This window comes from Nocardia sp. NPDC051990, assembly GCF_040680755.1.
Lineage (GTDB): Bacteria > Actinomycetota > Actinomycetes > Mycobacteriales > Mycobacteriaceae > Nocardia.
Genome location: NZ_JBFAXH010000024.1, coordinates 1 through 16,363 on the forward strand (window position 1 = coordinate 1; position 16,363 = coordinate 16,363).

Below are 16,363 nucleotides of genomic sequence, written 5' to 3' on the forward strand. Positions count from 1 at the left end.
CTCTCGAGCCTCGACCGAAGCAAAAACCCATCAGCTACACCCCACCGCTCTGGGCATCCAGGGCACCAACCCCAGACACCTACAAACTTAGGGAAAACCCATGCCACCCAATGCTTCCGGATGCGCAGCAAACAATCGGTGCGTGGGCGGGCTTCGATCAGGTTCGGCGACAACGAGATTCCCTGGTCGATTGCGTTGCAACCGTCCCGAATGACACGGAAACCGACACCCACACCACATCCGTGGCGATGGGTCGGGACACCCGAGAAGGGTGGCATCGCCCAGAAATTCGACTGGGCGCCACGCTGTAGGCTGTACGCGTCGTCGGGCATGGCCGCTCGAGAGTCGCCAGGAGGATCTCTATGAACGCCACGCTGTTACGCACCGGACTCGGGGTCGCGGCCGTCGCGGCGCTGCTGGTCGGCTGCAGCGATATCGAGCGTGCGCTCAACCAGGGTGGCGACACCACCTGCCGCGACTACGTCAAACAGGATCAGGACACCAAGCGCACGACGATCACCAAGTTCATCAAGCAGCAGGCCAACAACGATCACGAGCCCGCGGGCACGGCGGTCGATGCCACGATGATCCAGGTGGACCTGTTGTGCGGCGCCCAGGTCAATCAGGACACCCCGATCAAAAAGGCCGATATCGCAGGCATTTTCCTGAACAAATAGTCCGAAGACACCGATGCGCCCGCCGAGAAGTGGCGGGCGCATTGCGGTTTTCGGCTCAATCCGCGACGTAGGCGAACTCGCCGTCGTTCACGCCTGCGGTGAAAGCCCTGCGCCGCCACTATTCAGGGCTCAATCGCCCGTCCATACACATATTACATGGATGTGATTTACATCACGTTACACCGGGCATTTTGTTGGTAGTGCATGGCATGGTGGGCGGCATGCCTTTTGCCGATTCCGTCGTCGCTACGGATGTCATCCGCGTTCTCGGTGCCAGCGAGCACAATCTGCGCAATGTGTCGTTGGAGATCCCCAAGAACAAGATCACCGTCTTTACCGGCGTCTCCGGGTCGGGCAAATCGTCGATCGTCTTCGACACGATTGCCGTGGAATCCCAGCGTCAGCTGTATGCGACATTTCCCGCGTTCATTCTCAACTTCCTGCCGCGCTACGAGCGGCCGCATGCCGAGGCGATCGAGAATCTGACGGCCCCGGTCATCATCGACCAGCAGCTCGTCGGCGGCGGTCCGCGCTCCACCGTCGGGACGATGACCGATATCTACTCGATGGTGCGGGCGATGTTCGCCCGATTCGGTTCGCCCTCAGCCGGATTCGTCTACAACTACTCGTTCAATGTGCCGCAGGGCATGTGCCCGGACTGCGATGGACTCGGGGTTACCGTGCGCGCCGATCCGGATCGGTTGGTCGACCGGAGCAAATCGCTGAATGAGGGTGCGATTCTGCTGCCCGGGTATGCCGTGGACAGCGGCGACTGGCAGATGTACGGCAAATCCGGGCGCTTCGATCCGGATAAGAAGCTGGCCGACTACACCGAGGACGAGTTCACCGACCTGCTCTACGGCACCGGCGGCAAGGTGGAGCTGACCTTCGCCAAAGGCACCTGGAAGGCGAATTACGAAGGGCTGGCGGCCAAATTCACCCGCACTCGATTGCAACGCGACACCTCCACGCTGAGTGAGAAGACGCGCGAACAGATGCAGAAGTTCCTCACCGAGGGTGTCTGCGCGACCTGTCGTGGTGCCCGGCTCAACCACGCGGCACTGGCGACGAAGATCGGTGGCCGCAATATCGCCGACTGGTCCGGACTGCAGATCACTGATCTGATGACGGTGCTCGATGAGATCACCGATCCGGCCGCGCTCGGACTCGCCGCAGCGATCCGGACCGCACTGCAGCGGGTGACCGATATCGGACTCGGCTATCTGAGCCTGGATCGGCCGACCTCGACCCTGTCCGGCGGTGAGGGGCAGCGGCTGAAGATGATCAAACATCTGTCGAGCACGCTGATCGGGATGACCTATGTCTTCGACGAGCCCAGCGTCGGATTGCATCCGCGCGATGTCGGCCGGTTGAACAACCTGCTGAAGGCATTACGGGACAAGGGAAATACAGTGCTGGTGGTCGAGCACGATCCGGATGTCATCCAGATCGCCGACCATATCGTCGATGTCGGTCCGCGCGCCGGTCTGCACGGCGGGCAGGTGGTATTCGAGGGCACTTTCACCGAACTGCGGGTCGCGGATACGCCGACGGGGGCGGGATTGCGCAGGCCGTTCACGGTGAAGGAGACCTTCCGTCAATCGAATGGCGCGTTGCTGATCGAGCATGCGAATGTGCACAACCTGAAGGATGTGACCGTCGCGGTGCCGACCGGCATCCTCACCTCGATCACCGGCGTCGCGGGCTCGGGTAAAAGCAGCCTCATCCGCGATGTGTTCGTCCGGGAGCATCCGGATGCGATCTTCGTCGACCAGTCGGCGATCGCGGCATCGTCGCGGTCGACGCCCGCAACGTATCTGGGCCTGATGGACCCGATCAGGAAGCTGTTCGCGAAGGCGACGGGGGAGTCGCCGGGCCTGTTCAGTTTCAACTCGACCGGTGCCTGTAAGCAGTGCGAGGGTCGCGGGGTGATCATTACCGAGGTCGCCTATATGGACCCGGTCACCACCCACTGCGACGCCTGCGACGGACGACGGTTCTCCGATGAGGTGCTGGCACTGACCTTGCGGGACAAGTCGATTGCCGATGTACTGGCAATGTCGGACGAAGAAGCCCTTGGTTTCTTCACCGAAAAGGCTCTTGCCACAAAGCTGCGCACGATGAACGAGGTGGGCCTGGACTACCTCAGCCTCGGCCAGGCCATGAGTACCCTGTCCGGTGGCGAACGCCAACGGATCAAACTGGCAACCCAACTCCAGAACACCGGCACCGTCTACGTCCTCGACGAACCGACCACCGGCCTGCACATGTCGGATGTGGATACCCTGCTCGCCCTGATGGACGGCTTGGTCGACCGCGGCAATACGGTGGTGGTAATCGAACACAACCTCGATGTGGTGGCCCACTCCGACTGGGTGATCGATCTCGGCCCCGACGGCGGTAAGGATGGCGGCGAAATCGTCTTCACCGGAACCCCCGCCGAATTGCTGACCCACCCCACCTCCCTCACCGGCGAGTACCTGCGGAAGTACAAGGCCGCCGGGTAGGTGAAGGCTTCTACATCATCTCCGGCGCGGTGCGGTTCACTGACTACGACGTGACAGCGGGCACGCTGGTGATGGTCCCGCCCGGGGCCCCGCACCACCTTCGCCAACATCACCGGCCAACCGGCCGTCATGCTCAGCACCTTCACGCCCGACCTGTATGTGCAGTACTTCCGCGACCTACAGGACATGATCGCAGCAGCCGTGACCGTGTGGCTGGCGCCCGCTCAGGTGTGATCTTCAGCCACGACGCGACCCCAGCAGCGCAGACGCGTCCCGGACACCATTTCGCAGATGTGCACGTACCCGATGGGCAGTCATAGCCGCACAGTATGGCAGCAACCCTACACATTTGTGTTCGATCCTGTTGCGCTAAAGGTCATTCCCCCACGCGGCAGCTCGCCGTAGCGAATTCCGATACCGCTCAACCGCTTCGGAGGACGGTCAGCTCTTGATTACATCGAGCGGCTTGTGCCAATCTCCTTTCCAAAAGGTGATCCTGAATGTCACGGGAGGTTGCCCGCCTTGCCCGCTCCAGATCCTTGGTACGTGCGTTTCCGTCGATGGTGTAGTGCTCATCCGGACAAGGCATTTACGGCCGTGATCGCGGTCGTGGGTGTGGTGATCACCTTCGTGGCATGGTGGTCGCCGAGACAGTCGGCGGGACCGGTCGCCACACAGCCTCCAGTGACGACCGTTTCCCCGTCGTCATCGACCGCCGCGACCTCCACGACCACCGCTGCGAATCCGGCTGTCACCAGCACGATCGCACCCACCGCGGCGGCCGCTCCGGAGAGTTGGAGTTCGATCTACGACGGAAGATTGTGGATACCAGGCAGTACACAGCCGTGTTCGATCACTACGGTGGATTTCGATACCCGGCATACGGATTCGGTCACTTCGACCGCCGAACTAGGGGATTTGAGTCTCCACACTCCCTGTAGCGGTAAGCCCGCCTACTACCTTCTCACCGGGAAGGGGCAGAAGTGGAGCGCATCGGAAGCTCCGGCACCGAAAACCGAAAAATGCTGGGCGTCGGCGATCGAGGACAGCATGCCGCATCGCCTCGAGGTGGATGAGATGCCGATCGGTATGGCGTATTGCCTGCTCACCGACAAAGGCAATCTGGTGTGGTTGCAGGTGGTACCCAACGACCCTGTGCCGACGAGGTTCGAAGGCCACGGTGAGACCTACATCAAGACGTTCATACTGGAGGTATTGGCACCTGTCGGTTGATCAGCGCCGGATTTCGGCCGTTGTTTTCGCGCGATTACTACAACTTCCGCCAATTGCAGCCGACTGGTCACGCGATCACAAGGATGGCATCGCCGTTGCTCACCAACGCTGGGATGCCGAACACGTCGACTGAACACCTGTCGCGCGCGGGCGAACAGCGCTTGAATGGAAGCATTCCCACAGGGAGGTTCCGATGACCCTTTCCGCTCGTGACCTGATCGACGGGATCCAAGCCGAGCTGGCCCCGCACGACAACGACAACCGCATGGTTCCGTTGATCACGGTAGGCAAGGCGCCGCGCGGGGTTTTCGCGGCGATCGCCGCCGAGGAACAGCGCATCACCAGCAGCGACTGGCGCAGCTTCCACGCCATGGCGGCGCGCGCGGACGAACCAAACGTCAGAGCATTCCTCGACGGCCTCCCACCCGGCGAGCAACAGGCGCTCGCCATGTTGGACGCGCTCGTGACGGCCGCCGGCCCGGACCAGGGTATGGAACTGCCCCGAGCGGGCTGCCAAGCCTACCCGGCCTATGTCGCCTGGTTGGCGCTCAACGCCGAGCCCTCCTGCGCCGCAGCAGGTATCTACGCGAATGTCGCCGCCTTCGGCCGCTACTGCGGGGCCGTCGCCGACGGCATGCGTACCCACTACGAGTTCGACGACCCGGCCTGCGCATTCTTCGACTTCTTCGCCGCCGACACCCCCGACATCGAACAGCGAGCCTTCGCCGCAATCCAGGCCGGACTCGACACCGAACGACTCAACCCGAACGACGCCCACCTATACGCCAGACTCTTCCAGAACTACGAACTCATGTTCTGGAACACCCTCGCCGATGAGTTCCCCGGATAACACCCCGACCGAACCAGCGCGGTGGAATTCGGAGCGCTCCCGCACAGCTTCGAGTCCGTCGCACGTCCAATGACTACCTGGCAGAACTCGGCAACAGCCTCCATACCTTCTGCAAGTCGCTCAAAAGCTATGCGAGCGAAGGCTTCTCGATCGAACGCACTTCGACAGACCTAGTCGAATCTGCTGTCGGGGCGGCAGCGCGATGCCGATGACGCCGCCTTCGAAACCGGATTGCGTGCCTTGTTGGACGGGCGGTCGTTGCGGTTCGAGACGCAACAGGGTACCGCGGGTTGGCGCTAGCGCGTGGCCAGCCAGTCCGGGAATTCGGTCAGCTCACCCAGGACGAAATCCGCTCCGGCAGTGTGCAATTGGTCGGCATCGCAGGGCCCGGTCGTGACTCCGAGCGCGTACACACCGGCGGCCCGCGCCCCACGCATATCGCCCTCGTGATCGCCGACGAACAGGTCCGCAGCGTGCTCACGCAAGGCGGCCGCCTTGCCGTCGGACCACAGACCGCCGACGATCTCGTCGATGCGCCACCCCAGTTCCGCGACGTGCAGCCGCGCCAGCGGTTCGTACTTGCCGGTCACGATGAGCACCCGCCCTCCGCTCGCACGGACGGCAGCCAATGCGGCATCGGCGCCGGGCATGGCCGGAATGTAGGGCACGATCGACGGATAGATCTGGCGGTAGCGGGTCACGAGTGCCGGAATAAGCTCCTCGGGCGCACCGGCGTCGGACAGCAGCATCGCCAGCGGCGGGCCGAGCCGGTCGGCCAATTCGGCACAACGCAGCGGCAGCCCGAACTCTGTGGCCAATTGCTCGACCACCTTGCGTACACCCGGCCGGGAGTCGATCAGGGTCATATCGAAGTCGAAGCCGACGGTCCAGGTCATCCCATGACTCTATCGTCGGTTCTCGATCGGCCGCGCGACAGCACCCGCGCGGTCAACCGACTGAGCGCGGCGAAGATCGCCGACCGGGCCGGCCCTGATGATCTGCCCACGGTCAACTGCCGCCGAGCAACCCGATCCGCCGCGCGGTGAAGCCCGGGGCTGCCGACGACACCGCGATTACATTGTAGACTTCATCTACGTTGTAGACCTGATGTGCTGGAGGTGCTGTATGGCGAGAAAACAGGCGGTGCGGGTGGTCGAATCGGCCGGTGCCCGGTTGCATACCGAGTCGGCCGGATCGGGGCCGGTGCTGGTGTTGATCTCGGGTGGCGGCGGCGATGCCGGAGTGTACGAGGAGGTCGTGACGCTGCTGGCCGACCGCTACACGGTGATCACGTTCGATCGGCGGGGTAATTCCCGTAGCGTGCTCACCGAGCCGAGTGCCGAGATCGGGGTCGAGGCGCAAGCCTCGGATGTGGTCGCGATCCTGGATTCCTACGGTGTCGACCGGGCGCTGGTGTTCGGCAGCAGCAGCGGAGCCATCATCACCCTGGAATTGATTGCGCACCACAGCGAGCGGGTGCGGTTGGCGGTGGCGCATGAGCCTCCGGTGGTGCAGTTGCTGGGGGCCGATGATCCGGCGCGGCAGGAGATCGCACGCTTCGTGCAGCTGGCGGTCGACAAGAGCCCGATGCGTGCGTTCGCGGCGTTCGGGGTGATGACCGCGCCCCAGCTGCCCGCAGTGCTGCGGTCGCAGGCCGGGCAGGCGGTCATGGCCGCGGGCAGCACGGCGGCGCTGGCCCTCGGGCCGGCGGTGCGCAGGATCACCGGCCGGCCGCCGTCGCCGATGACGCGGATACTCGGCAACACCGATCTGCTGCTGCGGCGGGAACTGCCCAGCTTCTGCGACTACCAGCCGGATCTGACCGCACTGCGAACGACGCCGACACCGTGGCGGCCGGCCGTCGGCCAGGACAGCACCGGCCGACCGTATTTCGTTGCGGCCCAAGCGCTCGCGACCCAACTCGATACCACCTGCATCGACTTTCCCGGCGGACACACCGTGTATCAAACCGATCCGAGCGAGTTCGCGGACCGATTGGTGAAAGCGTACGAGGAGCTGGGCGGATGAGCGCGAACCGGTACCGGCGCACGGTCCGCTCCACGTTGAACCGCGATTACATTGCGGCGGTTGCCCTGTCGGTGCTCGACGAGTCCGGCATCGACGGGTTCTCGATGCGCAAGCTGGCCACCGCGCTCGGCGCCGACCCGATGGCCGCCTACCGCCACTTCGCCGACCAGCAGGACCTGTTCGACGCGGTGGCAACCCAGTTGTTCACCGAGATGGCCCTGGAAACGCTGCCGTGGCAAGCCGATTGGCGCGAACTGATGCGCGCCTACGCCTCCCAGTTGCGTTCGACCCTGCACCATCACCCACACACGGTGCCGATCTTCGCCACGCGCCCGATCCGCGACCCGGCGGCGATCCAGGTCGGCGACCGGATGGTCACCCGGCTGCAGGAGACTGGATTCACCCCGGCCGTCGCCATGCAGCTCACCCGCTGCCTGCGCGAGTACACGATCGGACATGTCATGGGCTGGGCGGCGGCCGTCACTGGACGCGGCCGCAAACCCGCGCCGGACTCCCCTGACTACAACCTGCTGGCCGCCGCTGCGGATGCTTCCGTCGACACCGACCACTTCGAAGTCGGACTCACCGCGATGCTCGACGGCTTCAGCCGTCATCGCGGTCCGGAAAGCCCCCACACCGGATAGCCGATTGCCTGCTGCCCCAAGGAGATTCCCTCGATGCATATCGGTCTCGGACTGCCGATTGCCGATCCCCGCGCCTTGCCCGACTGGGCTCGCCGCGCCGATTCCGGCCCGTTCTCCACCCTCGGGCTGCTCGATCGGCTCGTCTACCACAACCCCGAACCGCTGGTGACCCTCGCATTGCTCGCCGGCATCACCAGCCGGATCAAACTGCAGACCGAGGTCCTGCTCGCACCCCTACGCGAACCGGTGTTGCTGGCTAAACAAGCCGCCACCCTCGACCGGCTCTGCGGGGGACGACTCGTACTCGGTCTCGGTGTCGGTGGCCGCGCCGACGACCACGAAGCCTCCGGCACCGACATCCGCACCCGCGGCCGACGGCTCGACCACCACATCGACCTCATGCGCCGACTCTGGGCCGGGGAACCCTACAGTGCCACCTGCGGTCCGATCGGACCCACACCCACCAGCCCCGTCGGCCCCGAACTACTCTTCGGCGGATACTGGCTCGCCGCCCTGCGCCGGGTCGCCCGCTACGGCGGCGGTTTCCTCGCCGCCGTGGCCCCCGACTCGGCGGAACCCCAGTTCGACACCGTCCGCGGCCTTTGGCGCGACCACGGGCGGCCTGGCCAGCCCCGCATCGTCGCCCAGGTCAACGTTGCCCTCGGCCCCGAACCCGTCATCGACGACGCCCGCGCCAACATCAGCGCCTACTACCGATTCCTCGGCAACGCTGACCTGATCACCTCCGGACTGCTCACCACACCGCAGCACATCCGAAGCACCATCACCCAATTCCACGCCCTCGGCGTCGATGAAGTCATGCTCTACTGCTTCGGCCGCGACCCCGACCAAGCCGATCGCATCGCCGATATCATCGGCTGAGCAGCCGTTATGGCACCACATCAGGCGGCCGGCGGTGTCTGTGACCGATGAGCAAACCGAATACCCTGAACGCACCCGACGCGTCGCCGAATCGATTCGCGACGAATTGCTGCGCCGCAATAGCGAATACGCGCACTACATTCCGTCGCAACGTCACCTGCCGCATGTCGAGCTGCGCCCGACCGGCGATCCGGACTACTTCCCGATTGGGGTGAAGCCCGCTACACCTGCTTAACGCGTTATGCCTCGGTGCGGAACTGGGCGCGCTTGTAATCGCCGTATGGTTCGTCGCGTTCGCGCACGGCCTCCCGGAAACCTACGGTGGCCGAACGCAGTTGGAAGGCGTAGCCCTCGCGCGTATGCCGCGCGATCCCGTCGAATACCGTGCTGATCATCGCGGAATTCGTCACGCCTTGCGAATGCAGTGCCGAATTGAGCGCCAGTTTGGCCATCATCAACTGATTGATCGGCATGCGCGCGATGCGCTCCACCAATACCTCGGTGCGCTCGTCGAGTTCGTCGACCGGACATGATTCAACCGCGAGTCCCCATTCCTCGGCCTGCTTTCCGCTGATGCAGTCACCGGTGAACAGTAGGCGCTTGGCGCGCTGATCGCCGAGGCGGTGCGCCCACATGCCCGCCGCCGGAATGCCCCATACCCGGGTGGGCGGGTAGCCGATTTTGGTGTCGTCGGCGCAGATGATCTGGTCGGAGTAGAGCGCGATATCGGTGCCGCCGGCAATGGCGAAGCCGTGCAATTTCGCGATGGTCGGTTTGTTGGCATTCATAAGGCTGGCGAAACCGCGGTTGAACCGGCTCATCATGGCGTAGTCGATCATCGGATCCCAAGTGCCCCAGGGATTGTGATTGACCGCTTGCACCACCGGATCGGCCACGGTGCCGGTGGTGTCGGTCGAGCCGCCGATACCGTGGCTGCCCTGTTCGGCGAACATATCCAGGTCGTAGCCACCACAGAAACCCTTGCCGCGTCCGGAGACCAGAATGACGTGCACCCGCGGATCCAGATCGGCCCGCTCGACCGCATGCGCGAGATCGACCGGGGTGTCCGGGGTGATCGTATTGCCCTTCTCCGGACGGTTGAAAGTAATGCGCGCGATTCGCCCATCGCGCGCATACGTGAGTGTGCGGTACTCCCGATCGCCGCCGGGTTCGGGCCGATCCCGCCACGGCGAATCGGGCACCTCCGTCCAGTTCTCGTACCAGGCAGCGGGGCGGGTGCCCGCATGGTTCGAAAAATGGTCGCTATCAGGCTGATTCACGTGGAACTCCTGGTGCACTCGATGCCGTATTCGCGGCAACGGTGCCATCACGCCACTGTGGTCGATGCATCGTTGCGCTCGATGCCACCGTAGCGAACCGGAGCTGGTTCAGGCCTCGGGTGCCTGGCTTGCGTCGGGGAAGGAGTGGTGTTCGTGCACCACGGACCAGTGACCGTCCTGTTTGCGCAGGCCGAAGGTGATCCGCAGGCGCTTGGCCGGATCGAGGGCGAAATCCTCCGCAGTGCCGCACAGCAGCAGCGCGTGCGCGAATGCGACGTCTGTACCAGCCTCTACCTCCAGCGAGACGATATCGAATGTTGCGCCCGATGCCTGCCATTCGAAGAAGCCGGGCCAGGTATCCCGATAGGCGTCTATCCCGCGCACGCCCTCATTCGGCGGGGGCACATCGAACATCACGATATCGTCGGCGTGATCGGTGAGTACACCGGCCAGATCGCCGGTATGCACCGCCGCCGCCCACCGTTCGATCAGGATTCGGATCTGCTTCTCGTCATCGGACATATCGGGTTGTCGTCCTTTCCGCCCCCGGCCGCAAGGGGTGTGCGCCGTGGCTCTTACCCAGAGAGCGTGCCGAATTCGCCACGAAGACGCAATAACTCGGAATGCATTCGTGCAAGATCCAATGGCGAATTTCGCGTCGGTTACCGATCGGCAGAAACCGTTGAGTCAGTTATGGTCGGCATGGCGAGGGGGGAGCGTTTACGGCCATAGCCCAGGTAGACCACAATGCCGACGGCCACCCAGACCGCGAAACGCACCCAGGTCAGCCCGTCCAAGGTGGTTGCCAGCAGTACGCAGCCGATCAGCGCGAGAATCGGCACCAACGGCACCAATGGGGTACGGAACGGCCGTTCCCGATTCGGTTCCAGCTTGCGCAGCACCAGTAGTCCGACACAAACGACGGCGAATGCCGACAGCGCGCCGATATTCACCAATTCCACGACGATATCGATCGGCAGCAGACCGGCAATGGTCGCGCAGACGACGCCGAGCAGCAGGGTCAGCCGGACCGGAGTGGCGCGCTTACCGGTTTCGGCCAGGCCGCGCGGCAACAGACGGTCGCGGCACATCGCGAACATCAGCCGGACCTGTGCGTAGACGATCAGCAGCAGTCCCTTGGTGAGCGCGATGATCGAGGCGATCACGATGACATTGCCGATCCAGCCGATGTGCAGATTTCCGAAGGCGGTTGCGATGGGCGAGGCATTATTCAGGCTGGCGAACGGTGCGATGCCGGTGAGTACGGCGCTGACCAGTGCATAGAGCAGGGTGGCGAGCAGGACCGTGCCGATGATCGCGAACGGGATATCGCGTCGGGCGTTGCGCGCTTCCTCGGCGGATGCGGCGACCACGTCGAATCCGAGGAAGGCGAAGAAGGCGATCGCGGCGCCGCCGATTATGCCGCCGAATCCGAACGGCGCGAACGGGGTCCAGTTGCCGATATCGATATGCGGTGCACCGATCGCGACGACCAGGACCAGCACACCGATCGTCACCGCGACCAGCGCCTTGGTGATCCGGGCCGTCAGTGTAACCTCGCCGACGAGCACCGCCACGATAACGCCGATGATGAGCACAGCGGGCAGGTTGACGATGCCGCCCTCGGACGGGCCCGCCGTGATCACGGTGGGCAGAGCTATGCCGAACATGGAGTCCAGCGCCGAGACGACGCTACTGGACCAGCCGATCGCTACGGCTGCGCCCGCGATGACGAATTCGAGGAGCAGATTCCAGCCGACCAGGAACGCCGGCCCCTCGCCGAGAGTGGCATAGGTGTAGGTATACGCACTGCCGGAGACCGGCGCCATGGCCGCGAGTTCGCTGTAGCAGAGCGCGACAAGTACGCAGACCGTTCCGGCCAGGAGGAACGACAGCACGATCGACGGCCCGGCCTTCTCGGCGGCCACGACACCGGTGATGACGAAGATGCCGGCCCCGACGATCGTGCCGACACCCATGGCGGTCAGATCGATGCGACCCAGGCTGCGCTGTAGGGTCGGCGCCCCGGCCTCGGGGCTCGTCGCGGAGTCGGGCAGGCGGCGGCGCCACCGGGTTGGGCTGGTCATCAGGTCCCTTACTGCTTGCTCTGGCTCCGACCGACCGGCGGAGTCGGCTATCCATTGTGGTCTGAGGAGCCGATGCGTTTGACGCCGGGGCGGTCGTGGGCGATCTGCAAGCAATCCATGGGCACGAATGCGTGGAGTGCGGTTGTGCGCCGGGTGCGTGGTTGCCACGGGCGCAATCAAGGCCCTACCGCAATCACCAGGCAAGCGCGATACTTGGAGGGTCGATCACCAGGCGACGGTGGCGGCAAACGTCGAGAGTGATCCGCCAACGATGCACCCATACGACGGCGACTAGCCGTTACTGGGAATAACAGGTAATCTTGAGGGATGCTCGGGCGGGGCTGCCCGGGTGGGATTAGACGGAACGGATTCCTCAATGACGCGGCATGTCGACGTACTGATCATCGGCGCGGGCCTGTCCGGCATCGGGATGGCGTGCCATCTCGCTCGCGAGCAGACCGGACGCAGCTATGCGATCCTGGAGCGTCGCACCGCCATCGGCGGGACCTGGGATCTGTTCCGGTATCCGGGCATCCGCTCCGACTCCGACATGTTGACCTTCGGCTTCGGCTTCCGTCCATGGATCGGCACCAAGGTGCTGGCCGACGGGCCGCACATCCGCCAGTACATCGAGGAGACCGCCGCGGAATACGGCGTCACCGAGCACATTCGGTTCGGGCGCACGATGACCAAGGCGAGCTGGTCGAGCGAAACCGAGCTGTGGACCGTCGAGGCGCTCGACGAGCAGACCGGCGAGACCGAGATCTACACCAGCAACTTCCTCGCCAGCTGCACCGGCTACTACGACTACGACAACGGATATCGCCCGGAGTTTCCGGGAGAGGCGGACTTCCGAGGGCAGATCGTGCACCCGCAGCATTGGCCCGAGGGATTGGACTACCACGACAAGCAGGTCGTGGTGATCGGCAGCGGCGCGACCGCGATCACGCTGGTTCCGGCGATGGCCGACGACACCGCGCACATCACCATGCTGCAACGTTCGCCCACCTACATCGCCGCGCTGCCCGCCGATGATCCGGTCGCGGTCGGGATGAAATACGCGCGGATGCCGGAGAAGATCGCCTATCGGGCAGGACGGGCGCGCAATATCGCGTTGCAACGGGCCAGCTTTCGGCTCTCACGCACCAATCCCGAATTGTCGAAGAAGCTGCTACTCGCCGCGGTGCGAATGCAGGTCGGCAAGCAGATCGATATGCGACACTTCACACCCTCGTACAATCCGTGGGACCAGCGGCTGTGCATCGTCCCGGACGGCGACCTGTTCAAGGTGCTGCGCAGCGGTAAGGCATCGATCGTCACCGATCACATCGATCGCTTCACCGAAACCGGCATTCGGCTCGCGTCTGGGGAGGAACTCCCCGCCGATATCGTCATCAGCGCAACCGGTCTCACCATCCAGATACTCGGCGGCGCGACACTCGAGGTGGATGGGGAACCGGTGTCGACCCGTGAGCATGTGGTCTACAAGGGCACGCTGCTCGACGGCATCCCCAACGCGATGCTGGTCCTCGGCTACACGAACGCCTCGTGGACACTGAAGGCGGATCTGGCCGCCGAATACTTCTGTCGGATCCTCAACCATATGAAGGCCCACGGCTACACCAAGGTGGTCGCGATCGCCGAAGATGCCGACCGCTCCGATCAGTCGGTGATGGGCAGCGCTCTGACCTCCGGCTATATCCAGCGCGGCGATGGCGTTATGCCCCGCCAGGGCACCCGTGGCCCCTGGCAGGTCATCAACAACTACTTCCGCGACCGCGTATTACTACGGAAGGCATCGTTGGAGGATGGGGTACTCACCTTTGACGGTGCAGCAGGCGCCGCCCGACCCGACCACGGGCCGAGAGGTCGGGAACACAAGCGGATCGCGTTAGCTGCCACAAATCCTTAGCGCCGGATCCGGCTGTGCGGCGGCCCGTCGGTGGGGGCGGGTCGGCGGTTCGAGTCAGTCACCCCGGAGCAGGGTATGTAGTTCGGTGGTGTCGATGATGTGAGCCCGCGAGGGGAGGACTTGGTGGAGCAGGACGTTGTGGACTTCGGTGTCGGGGTCGGCGACGCCGTCGGACAGGACGTAGAGCTGGTAGTCGCGGTCGGCGGCGTCGATGACGGTAGATAGGACGACACCGCTGGTAGTGATGCCGGAGACGATCAGTGTGGTAATGCCGCGCTCGCGCAGTTGCTGGTCGAGGTCGGTAGTGGATATGCCGCCGTAGCGAATCTTGCGCACGCTGATGTCGCCGATGTGGGGAGTCAGGCGCTCGTGGATTGCGGCGGCTGGGTCCTCGTAGTGCATGACGCGGTGACGAGCCACCGGCGCGAAGGTTTTGTTGGTGGCGGGGATCGCGTCCCAGTCGGCCTCGGTAAAGCCGACGTGGACGTAGGCGATGGTGCCGCCGTTGGCACGAACGTCAGCGATGGCCCCTTCCATGCGGCCCAGCAGGGCCTCGCAGTCCCTGTCTTTGGGCAAGACGGCCAGGACCGCGGGCTGGTAGTCCATGACGAGCAGGGCGGTGTGCCTGGGGTCGAGTGCAGGGGCAGTGCTCACGCGAGTGTTCTCCTTGCTGATGGCGCTTGGTCAGGGTTCCGGCAGGCGAGCAATGGGCGGATATGTCGTACGCACTTGGCAGTCAATGGTTTTCAAACCCGCTTCCGTCTCGCACGGCATATGACAACGACGTGGCCTCGGATGACGCCGCTCGTACCGAGGAAGTCCTGCTGTGCTGGCGCGCTGGCCCCATCGCGGACAGCGGACACCTGGGCGGCGGCGTGCGATCAACGGGAATGCCCCAAGCGCCAAGCCCAGAGCCATAGGCGCTGACCGCGTCGGCCGCCCGCAGCCAGCCGAACTGCCGCCTCGGGGATCGTCTTGCCACCAAGCTCCACGCCCTTCTTTTTCGTATGACACAACTCATCGTTGAATCGCTACGAATCAAATCAACGCTGGGGGAGGCGAATCAAACAACCGACCTGGCGGCGAGCCACAACCCTTGGTTGTCCTAGTCGGGTCTTGTGCGGTTGACAGAAATCGAGCCCTGAGAGAGCATTGCTCTCGTTAAAGAACAACGCTCACACAGAGGAAGTCATGAAGCTCTTCTACACCGGCCCGGCCACCGCGGACCTGCACGAGAACTACGCCAAGCGAGGGCTCATCGATCAGAACGCACCGGTGCGATCGGCCTCCACCATCGAGATCGACGCGCCGGTGGCCACCGTGTGGCAGCTGATCGCCGATATGCGGGATTGGCCGGCTTGGCGTACCGACGCCCATGTGACCGAGATCGGGAACATCGAGGTGGACGCGGAATTCCGGTGGGTCTTGAACGGGATGCGAATCAAGGCAGTGTTCGCGACGGTCGATCCCGAACGCGAGATCGCCTGGACCGGTGTGGCATTCGGCTGCATGCGCGCCATCGACCGGATGCGCTTCGAAGCGCTCGGCGAAAACCGCACCCGGGTAACCATGGAGGAGTCGCTCGCAGGGCCGCTGCTGAGCTCATTCTTCACCTCAGAAAAGCTGCGCGCGGGCCACGAACAGATGCTGAACCAACTGAAGACCGCCGCAGAATCGGTGCCGACGCTGTCGCGGGCATAGCGAAACAGCGCGCGCCGGACCGATACCCGACGCCGCGATGATGTTGGCCGACTTCCTCGGAAACGAAGTTCGCGGATGGTATCGAGGTGCCGTAAGGCGAGAAGGAAGAACACAGACCAGTCGAATACGGGCCCTACCAACCTCAACCCCCTAGGGTCACCGGTTCGGCGGCGGATGGATCGATGGCGGGGACACCCGGACTCGGGTGAATCAGGTTGGGGACAACAGGGTTTCGGCAACCGTCTGCATGTGGGCCAGGTAGGTGGCGCGGGCACTTGGGGTGGCGTCGGTGCGGGTGAGGGTGCCGCGGGTGAGGGCATAGCAAACTCAGCAGATCCCGCGAAATCGGCGGTATGGGCCTGGAGGGTGCGGTCCGTCTCGGCTTCGCCAAGGAACTCGCCGCCATCGAAGATCCCGATAAACGCCAGGAAGCCTTCGACAACCTCGTCCAGCTCGCCTACGCCAACGGTAAGGCCCTGACCGCCGCCACGGTCCTGGAACTCGACGACGTCATCGACCCGGCCGACACCCGACGTTGGATCCGCACCCTGCGCTGAACCGC

General features: G+C 64.1%; 16 protein-coding genes and 1 pseudogene. 11 read left to right on the top strand and 6 right to left on the bottom strand.

Annotated elements, in window-relative coordinates; translation table 11 throughout:
• The first annotated feature begins 362 nt into the window (after positions 1–362).
• Both AB0L63_RS29290 and AB0L63_RS29295 read left to right on the top strand, forming a co-directional pair.
• The gene (locus tag AB0L63_RS29290) at positions 363–677 is read left to right on the top strand and encodes a hypothetical protein (protein WP_364507241.1); all 315 of its coding nucleotides are present in this window, start codon (positions 363–365) and stop codon (positions 675–677) included.
• Positions 678–898: 221 nt separating this feature from the next.
• The gene (locus AB0L63_RS29295; protein WP_364507243.1) at positions 899–3,184 is read left to right on the top strand and encodes an excinuclease ABC subunit UvrA; all 2,286 of its coding nucleotides are present in this window, start codon (positions 899–901) and stop codon (positions 3,182–3,184) included.
• Between the two features lie 572 nt (positions 3,185–3,756).
• Here the strand turns inward: AB0L63_RS29295 and AB0L63_RS29300 are convergent.
• The gene (locus AB0L63_RS29300) at positions 3,757–3,957 is read right to left on the bottom strand and encodes a hypothetical protein (protein WP_364507246.1); all 201 of its coding nucleotides are present in this window, start codon (positions 3,955–3,957) and stop codon (positions 3,757–3,759) included.
• An 88-nt stretch (positions 3,958–4,045) separates the two neighbouring features.
• Between AB0L63_RS29300 and AB0L63_RS29305 the strand changes: the two genes are divergently transcribed.
• Both AB0L63_RS29305 and AB0L63_RS29310 read left to right on the top strand, forming a co-directional pair.
• Positions 4,046–4,417, top strand: coding sequence for a hypothetical protein (locus AB0L63_RS29305; RefSeq protein WP_364507249.1), 372 nt, complete (start codon positions 4,046–4,048; stop codon positions 4,415–4,417).
• A 193-nt stretch (positions 4,418–4,610) separates the two neighbouring features.
• Positions 4,611–5,267, top strand: a complete 657-nt coding sequence (locus tag AB0L63_RS29310) for a hypothetical protein (RefSeq protein ID WP_364507252.1) — start codon at positions 4,611–4,613, stop codon at positions 5,265–5,267.
• A 296-nt stretch (positions 5,268–5,563) separates the two neighbouring features.
• Here the strand turns inward: AB0L63_RS29310 and AB0L63_RS29315 are convergent, their stop codons facing one another.
• Positions 5,564–6,163 (bottom strand): HAD family hydrolase, encoded by a 600-nt coding sequence (locus tag AB0L63_RS29315; RefSeq protein WP_364507255.1) that lies wholly within the window; start codon positions 6,161–6,163, stop codon positions 5,564–5,566.
• A 229-nt stretch (positions 6,164–6,392) separates the two neighbouring features.
• Here AB0L63_RS29315 and AB0L63_RS29320 point away from each other — a divergent pair, with 229 nt between their 5' ends.
• The 4 genes from AB0L63_RS29320 to AB0L63_RS29335 are packed head-to-tail and all read left to right on the top strand — an operon-like array spanning position 6,393 to position 9,056.
• Positions 6,393–7,295, top strand: coding sequence for an alpha/beta hydrolase (locus AB0L63_RS29320; protein ID WP_364507258.1), 903 nt, complete (start codon positions 6,393–6,395; stop codon positions 7,293–7,295).
• Positions 7,292–7,939: a TetR/AcrR family transcriptional regulator C-terminal domain-containing protein gene (locus AB0L63_RS29325; protein ID WP_364507261.1), complete on the top strand. Its 648-nt coding sequence runs from the start codon at positions 7,292–7,294 to the stop codon at positions 7,937–7,939. The genes AB0L63_RS29320 and AB0L63_RS29325 overlap by 4 nt, the downstream gene beginning before the upstream one ends.
• A 33-nt stretch (positions 7,940–7,972) precedes the next feature.
• Positions 7,973–8,821, top strand: a complete 849-nt coding sequence (locus tag AB0L63_RS29330; RefSeq protein WP_364507264.1) for an LLM class flavin-dependent oxidoreductase — start codon at positions 7,973–7,975, stop codon at positions 8,819–8,821.
• A gap of 34 nt (positions 8,822–8,855) precedes the next feature.
• A complete protein-coding gene (locus AB0L63_RS29335; protein WP_364507267.1) occupies positions 8,856–9,056 on the top strand; it encodes a hypothetical protein in 201 nt (66 codons plus the stop codon).
• 4 nt (positions 9,057–9,060) lie between these two features.
• Here AB0L63_RS29335 and AB0L63_RS29340 read toward each other — a convergent pair whose 3' ends face one another.
• The 3 genes from AB0L63_RS29340 to AB0L63_RS29350 form a co-directional block, all read right to left on the bottom strand.
• A complete protein-coding gene (locus tag AB0L63_RS29340) occupies positions 9,061–10,101 on the bottom strand; it encodes a crotonase/enoyl-CoA hydratase family protein (protein ID WP_364507269.1) in 1,041 nt (346 codons plus the stop codon).
• 108 nt (positions 10,102–10,209) lie between these two features.
• Positions 10,210–10,623 (bottom strand): SgcJ/EcaC family oxidoreductase, encoded by a 414-nt coding sequence (locus tag AB0L63_RS29345; RefSeq protein WP_364507272.1) that lies wholly within the window; start codon positions 10,621–10,623, stop codon positions 10,210–10,212.
• 140 nt (positions 10,624–10,763) lie between these two features.
• Positions 10,764–12,188 (bottom strand): amino acid permease, encoded by a 1,425-nt coding sequence (locus AB0L63_RS29350; protein ID WP_364507274.1) that lies wholly within the window; start codon positions 12,186–12,188, stop codon positions 10,764–10,766.
• Positions 12,189–12,564: 376 nt separating this feature from the next.
• Between AB0L63_RS29350 and AB0L63_RS29355 the strand changes: the two genes are divergently transcribed.
• Positions 12,565–14,100 carry an NAD(P)/FAD-dependent oxidoreductase gene (locus AB0L63_RS29355; RefSeq protein ID WP_364507277.1) on the top strand — a complete coding sequence of 512 codons (1,536 nt, stop codon included), beginning with the start codon at positions 12,565–12,567 and terminating at the stop codon, positions 14,098–14,100.
• 54 nt (positions 14,101–14,154) lie between these two features.
• On the opposite strand, the gene AB0L63_RS29360 is transcribed toward AB0L63_RS29355, so the two are convergent.
• The gene (locus AB0L63_RS29360; RefSeq protein WP_364507280.1) at positions 14,155–14,754 is read right to left on the bottom strand and encodes a cysteine hydrolase; all 600 of its coding nucleotides are present in this window, start codon (positions 14,752–14,754) and stop codon (positions 14,155–14,157) included.
• Positions 14,755–15,291: 537 nt separating this feature from the next.
• Here AB0L63_RS29360 and AB0L63_RS29365 point away from each other — a divergent pair.
• Positions 15,292–15,801 carry an SRPBCC domain-containing protein gene (locus tag AB0L63_RS29365; RefSeq protein ID WP_364507282.1) on the top strand — a complete coding sequence of 170 codons (510 nt, stop codon included), beginning with the start codon at positions 15,292–15,294 and terminating at the stop codon, positions 15,799–15,801.
• Positions 15,802–16,136: 335 nt separating this feature from the next.
• Positions 16,137–16,358: pseudogene (locus AB0L63_RS29370) on the top strand (hypothetical protein); the annotation flags it as partial.
• Between the last annotated feature and the right edge of the window lie 5 nt (positions 16,359–16,363).

Coding starts and splice junctions, on each gene's coding strand:
- AB0L63_RS29290 (WP_364507241.1), top strand. CDS start 363: ATGAACGCCACGCTGTTACGCACCGGACTCGGGGTCGCGGCCGTCGCG.
- AB0L63_RS29295 (WP_364507243.1), top strand. CDS start 899: ATGCCTTTTGCCGATTCCGTCGTCGCTACGGATGTCATCCGCGTTCTC.
- AB0L63_RS29310 (WP_364507252.1), top strand. CDS start 4,611: ATGACCCTTTCCGCTCGTGACCTGATCGACGGGATCCAAGCCGAGCTG.
- AB0L63_RS29315 (WP_364507255.1), bottom strand. CDS start 6,163: ATGACCTGGACCGTCGGCTTCGACTTCGATATGACCCTGATCGACTCC.
- AB0L63_RS29320 (WP_364507258.1), top strand. CDS start 6,393: ATGGCGAGAAAACAGGCGGTGCGGGTGGTCGAATCGGCCGGTGCCCGG.
- AB0L63_RS29325 (WP_364507261.1), top strand. CDS start 7,292: ATGAGCGCGAACCGGTACCGGCGCACGGTCCGCTCCACGTTGAACCGC.
- AB0L63_RS29330 (WP_364507264.1), top strand. CDS start 7,973: ATGCATATCGGTCTCGGACTGCCGATTGCCGATCCCCGCGCCTTGCCC.
- AB0L63_RS29345 (WP_364507272.1), bottom strand. CDS start 10,623: ATGTCCGATGACGAGAAGCAGATCCGAATCCTGATCGAACGGTGGGCG.
- AB0L63_RS29350 (WP_364507274.1), bottom strand. CDS start 12,188: ATGACCAGCCCAACCCGGTGGCGCCGCCGCCTGCCCGACTCCGCGACG.
- AB0L63_RS29355 (WP_364507277.1), top strand. CDS start 12,565: ATGACGCGGCATGTCGACGTACTGATCATCGGCGCGGGCCTGTCCGGC.
- AB0L63_RS29365 (WP_364507282.1), top strand. CDS start 15,292: ATGAAGCTCTTCTACACCGGCCCGGCCACCGCGGACCTGCACGAGAAC.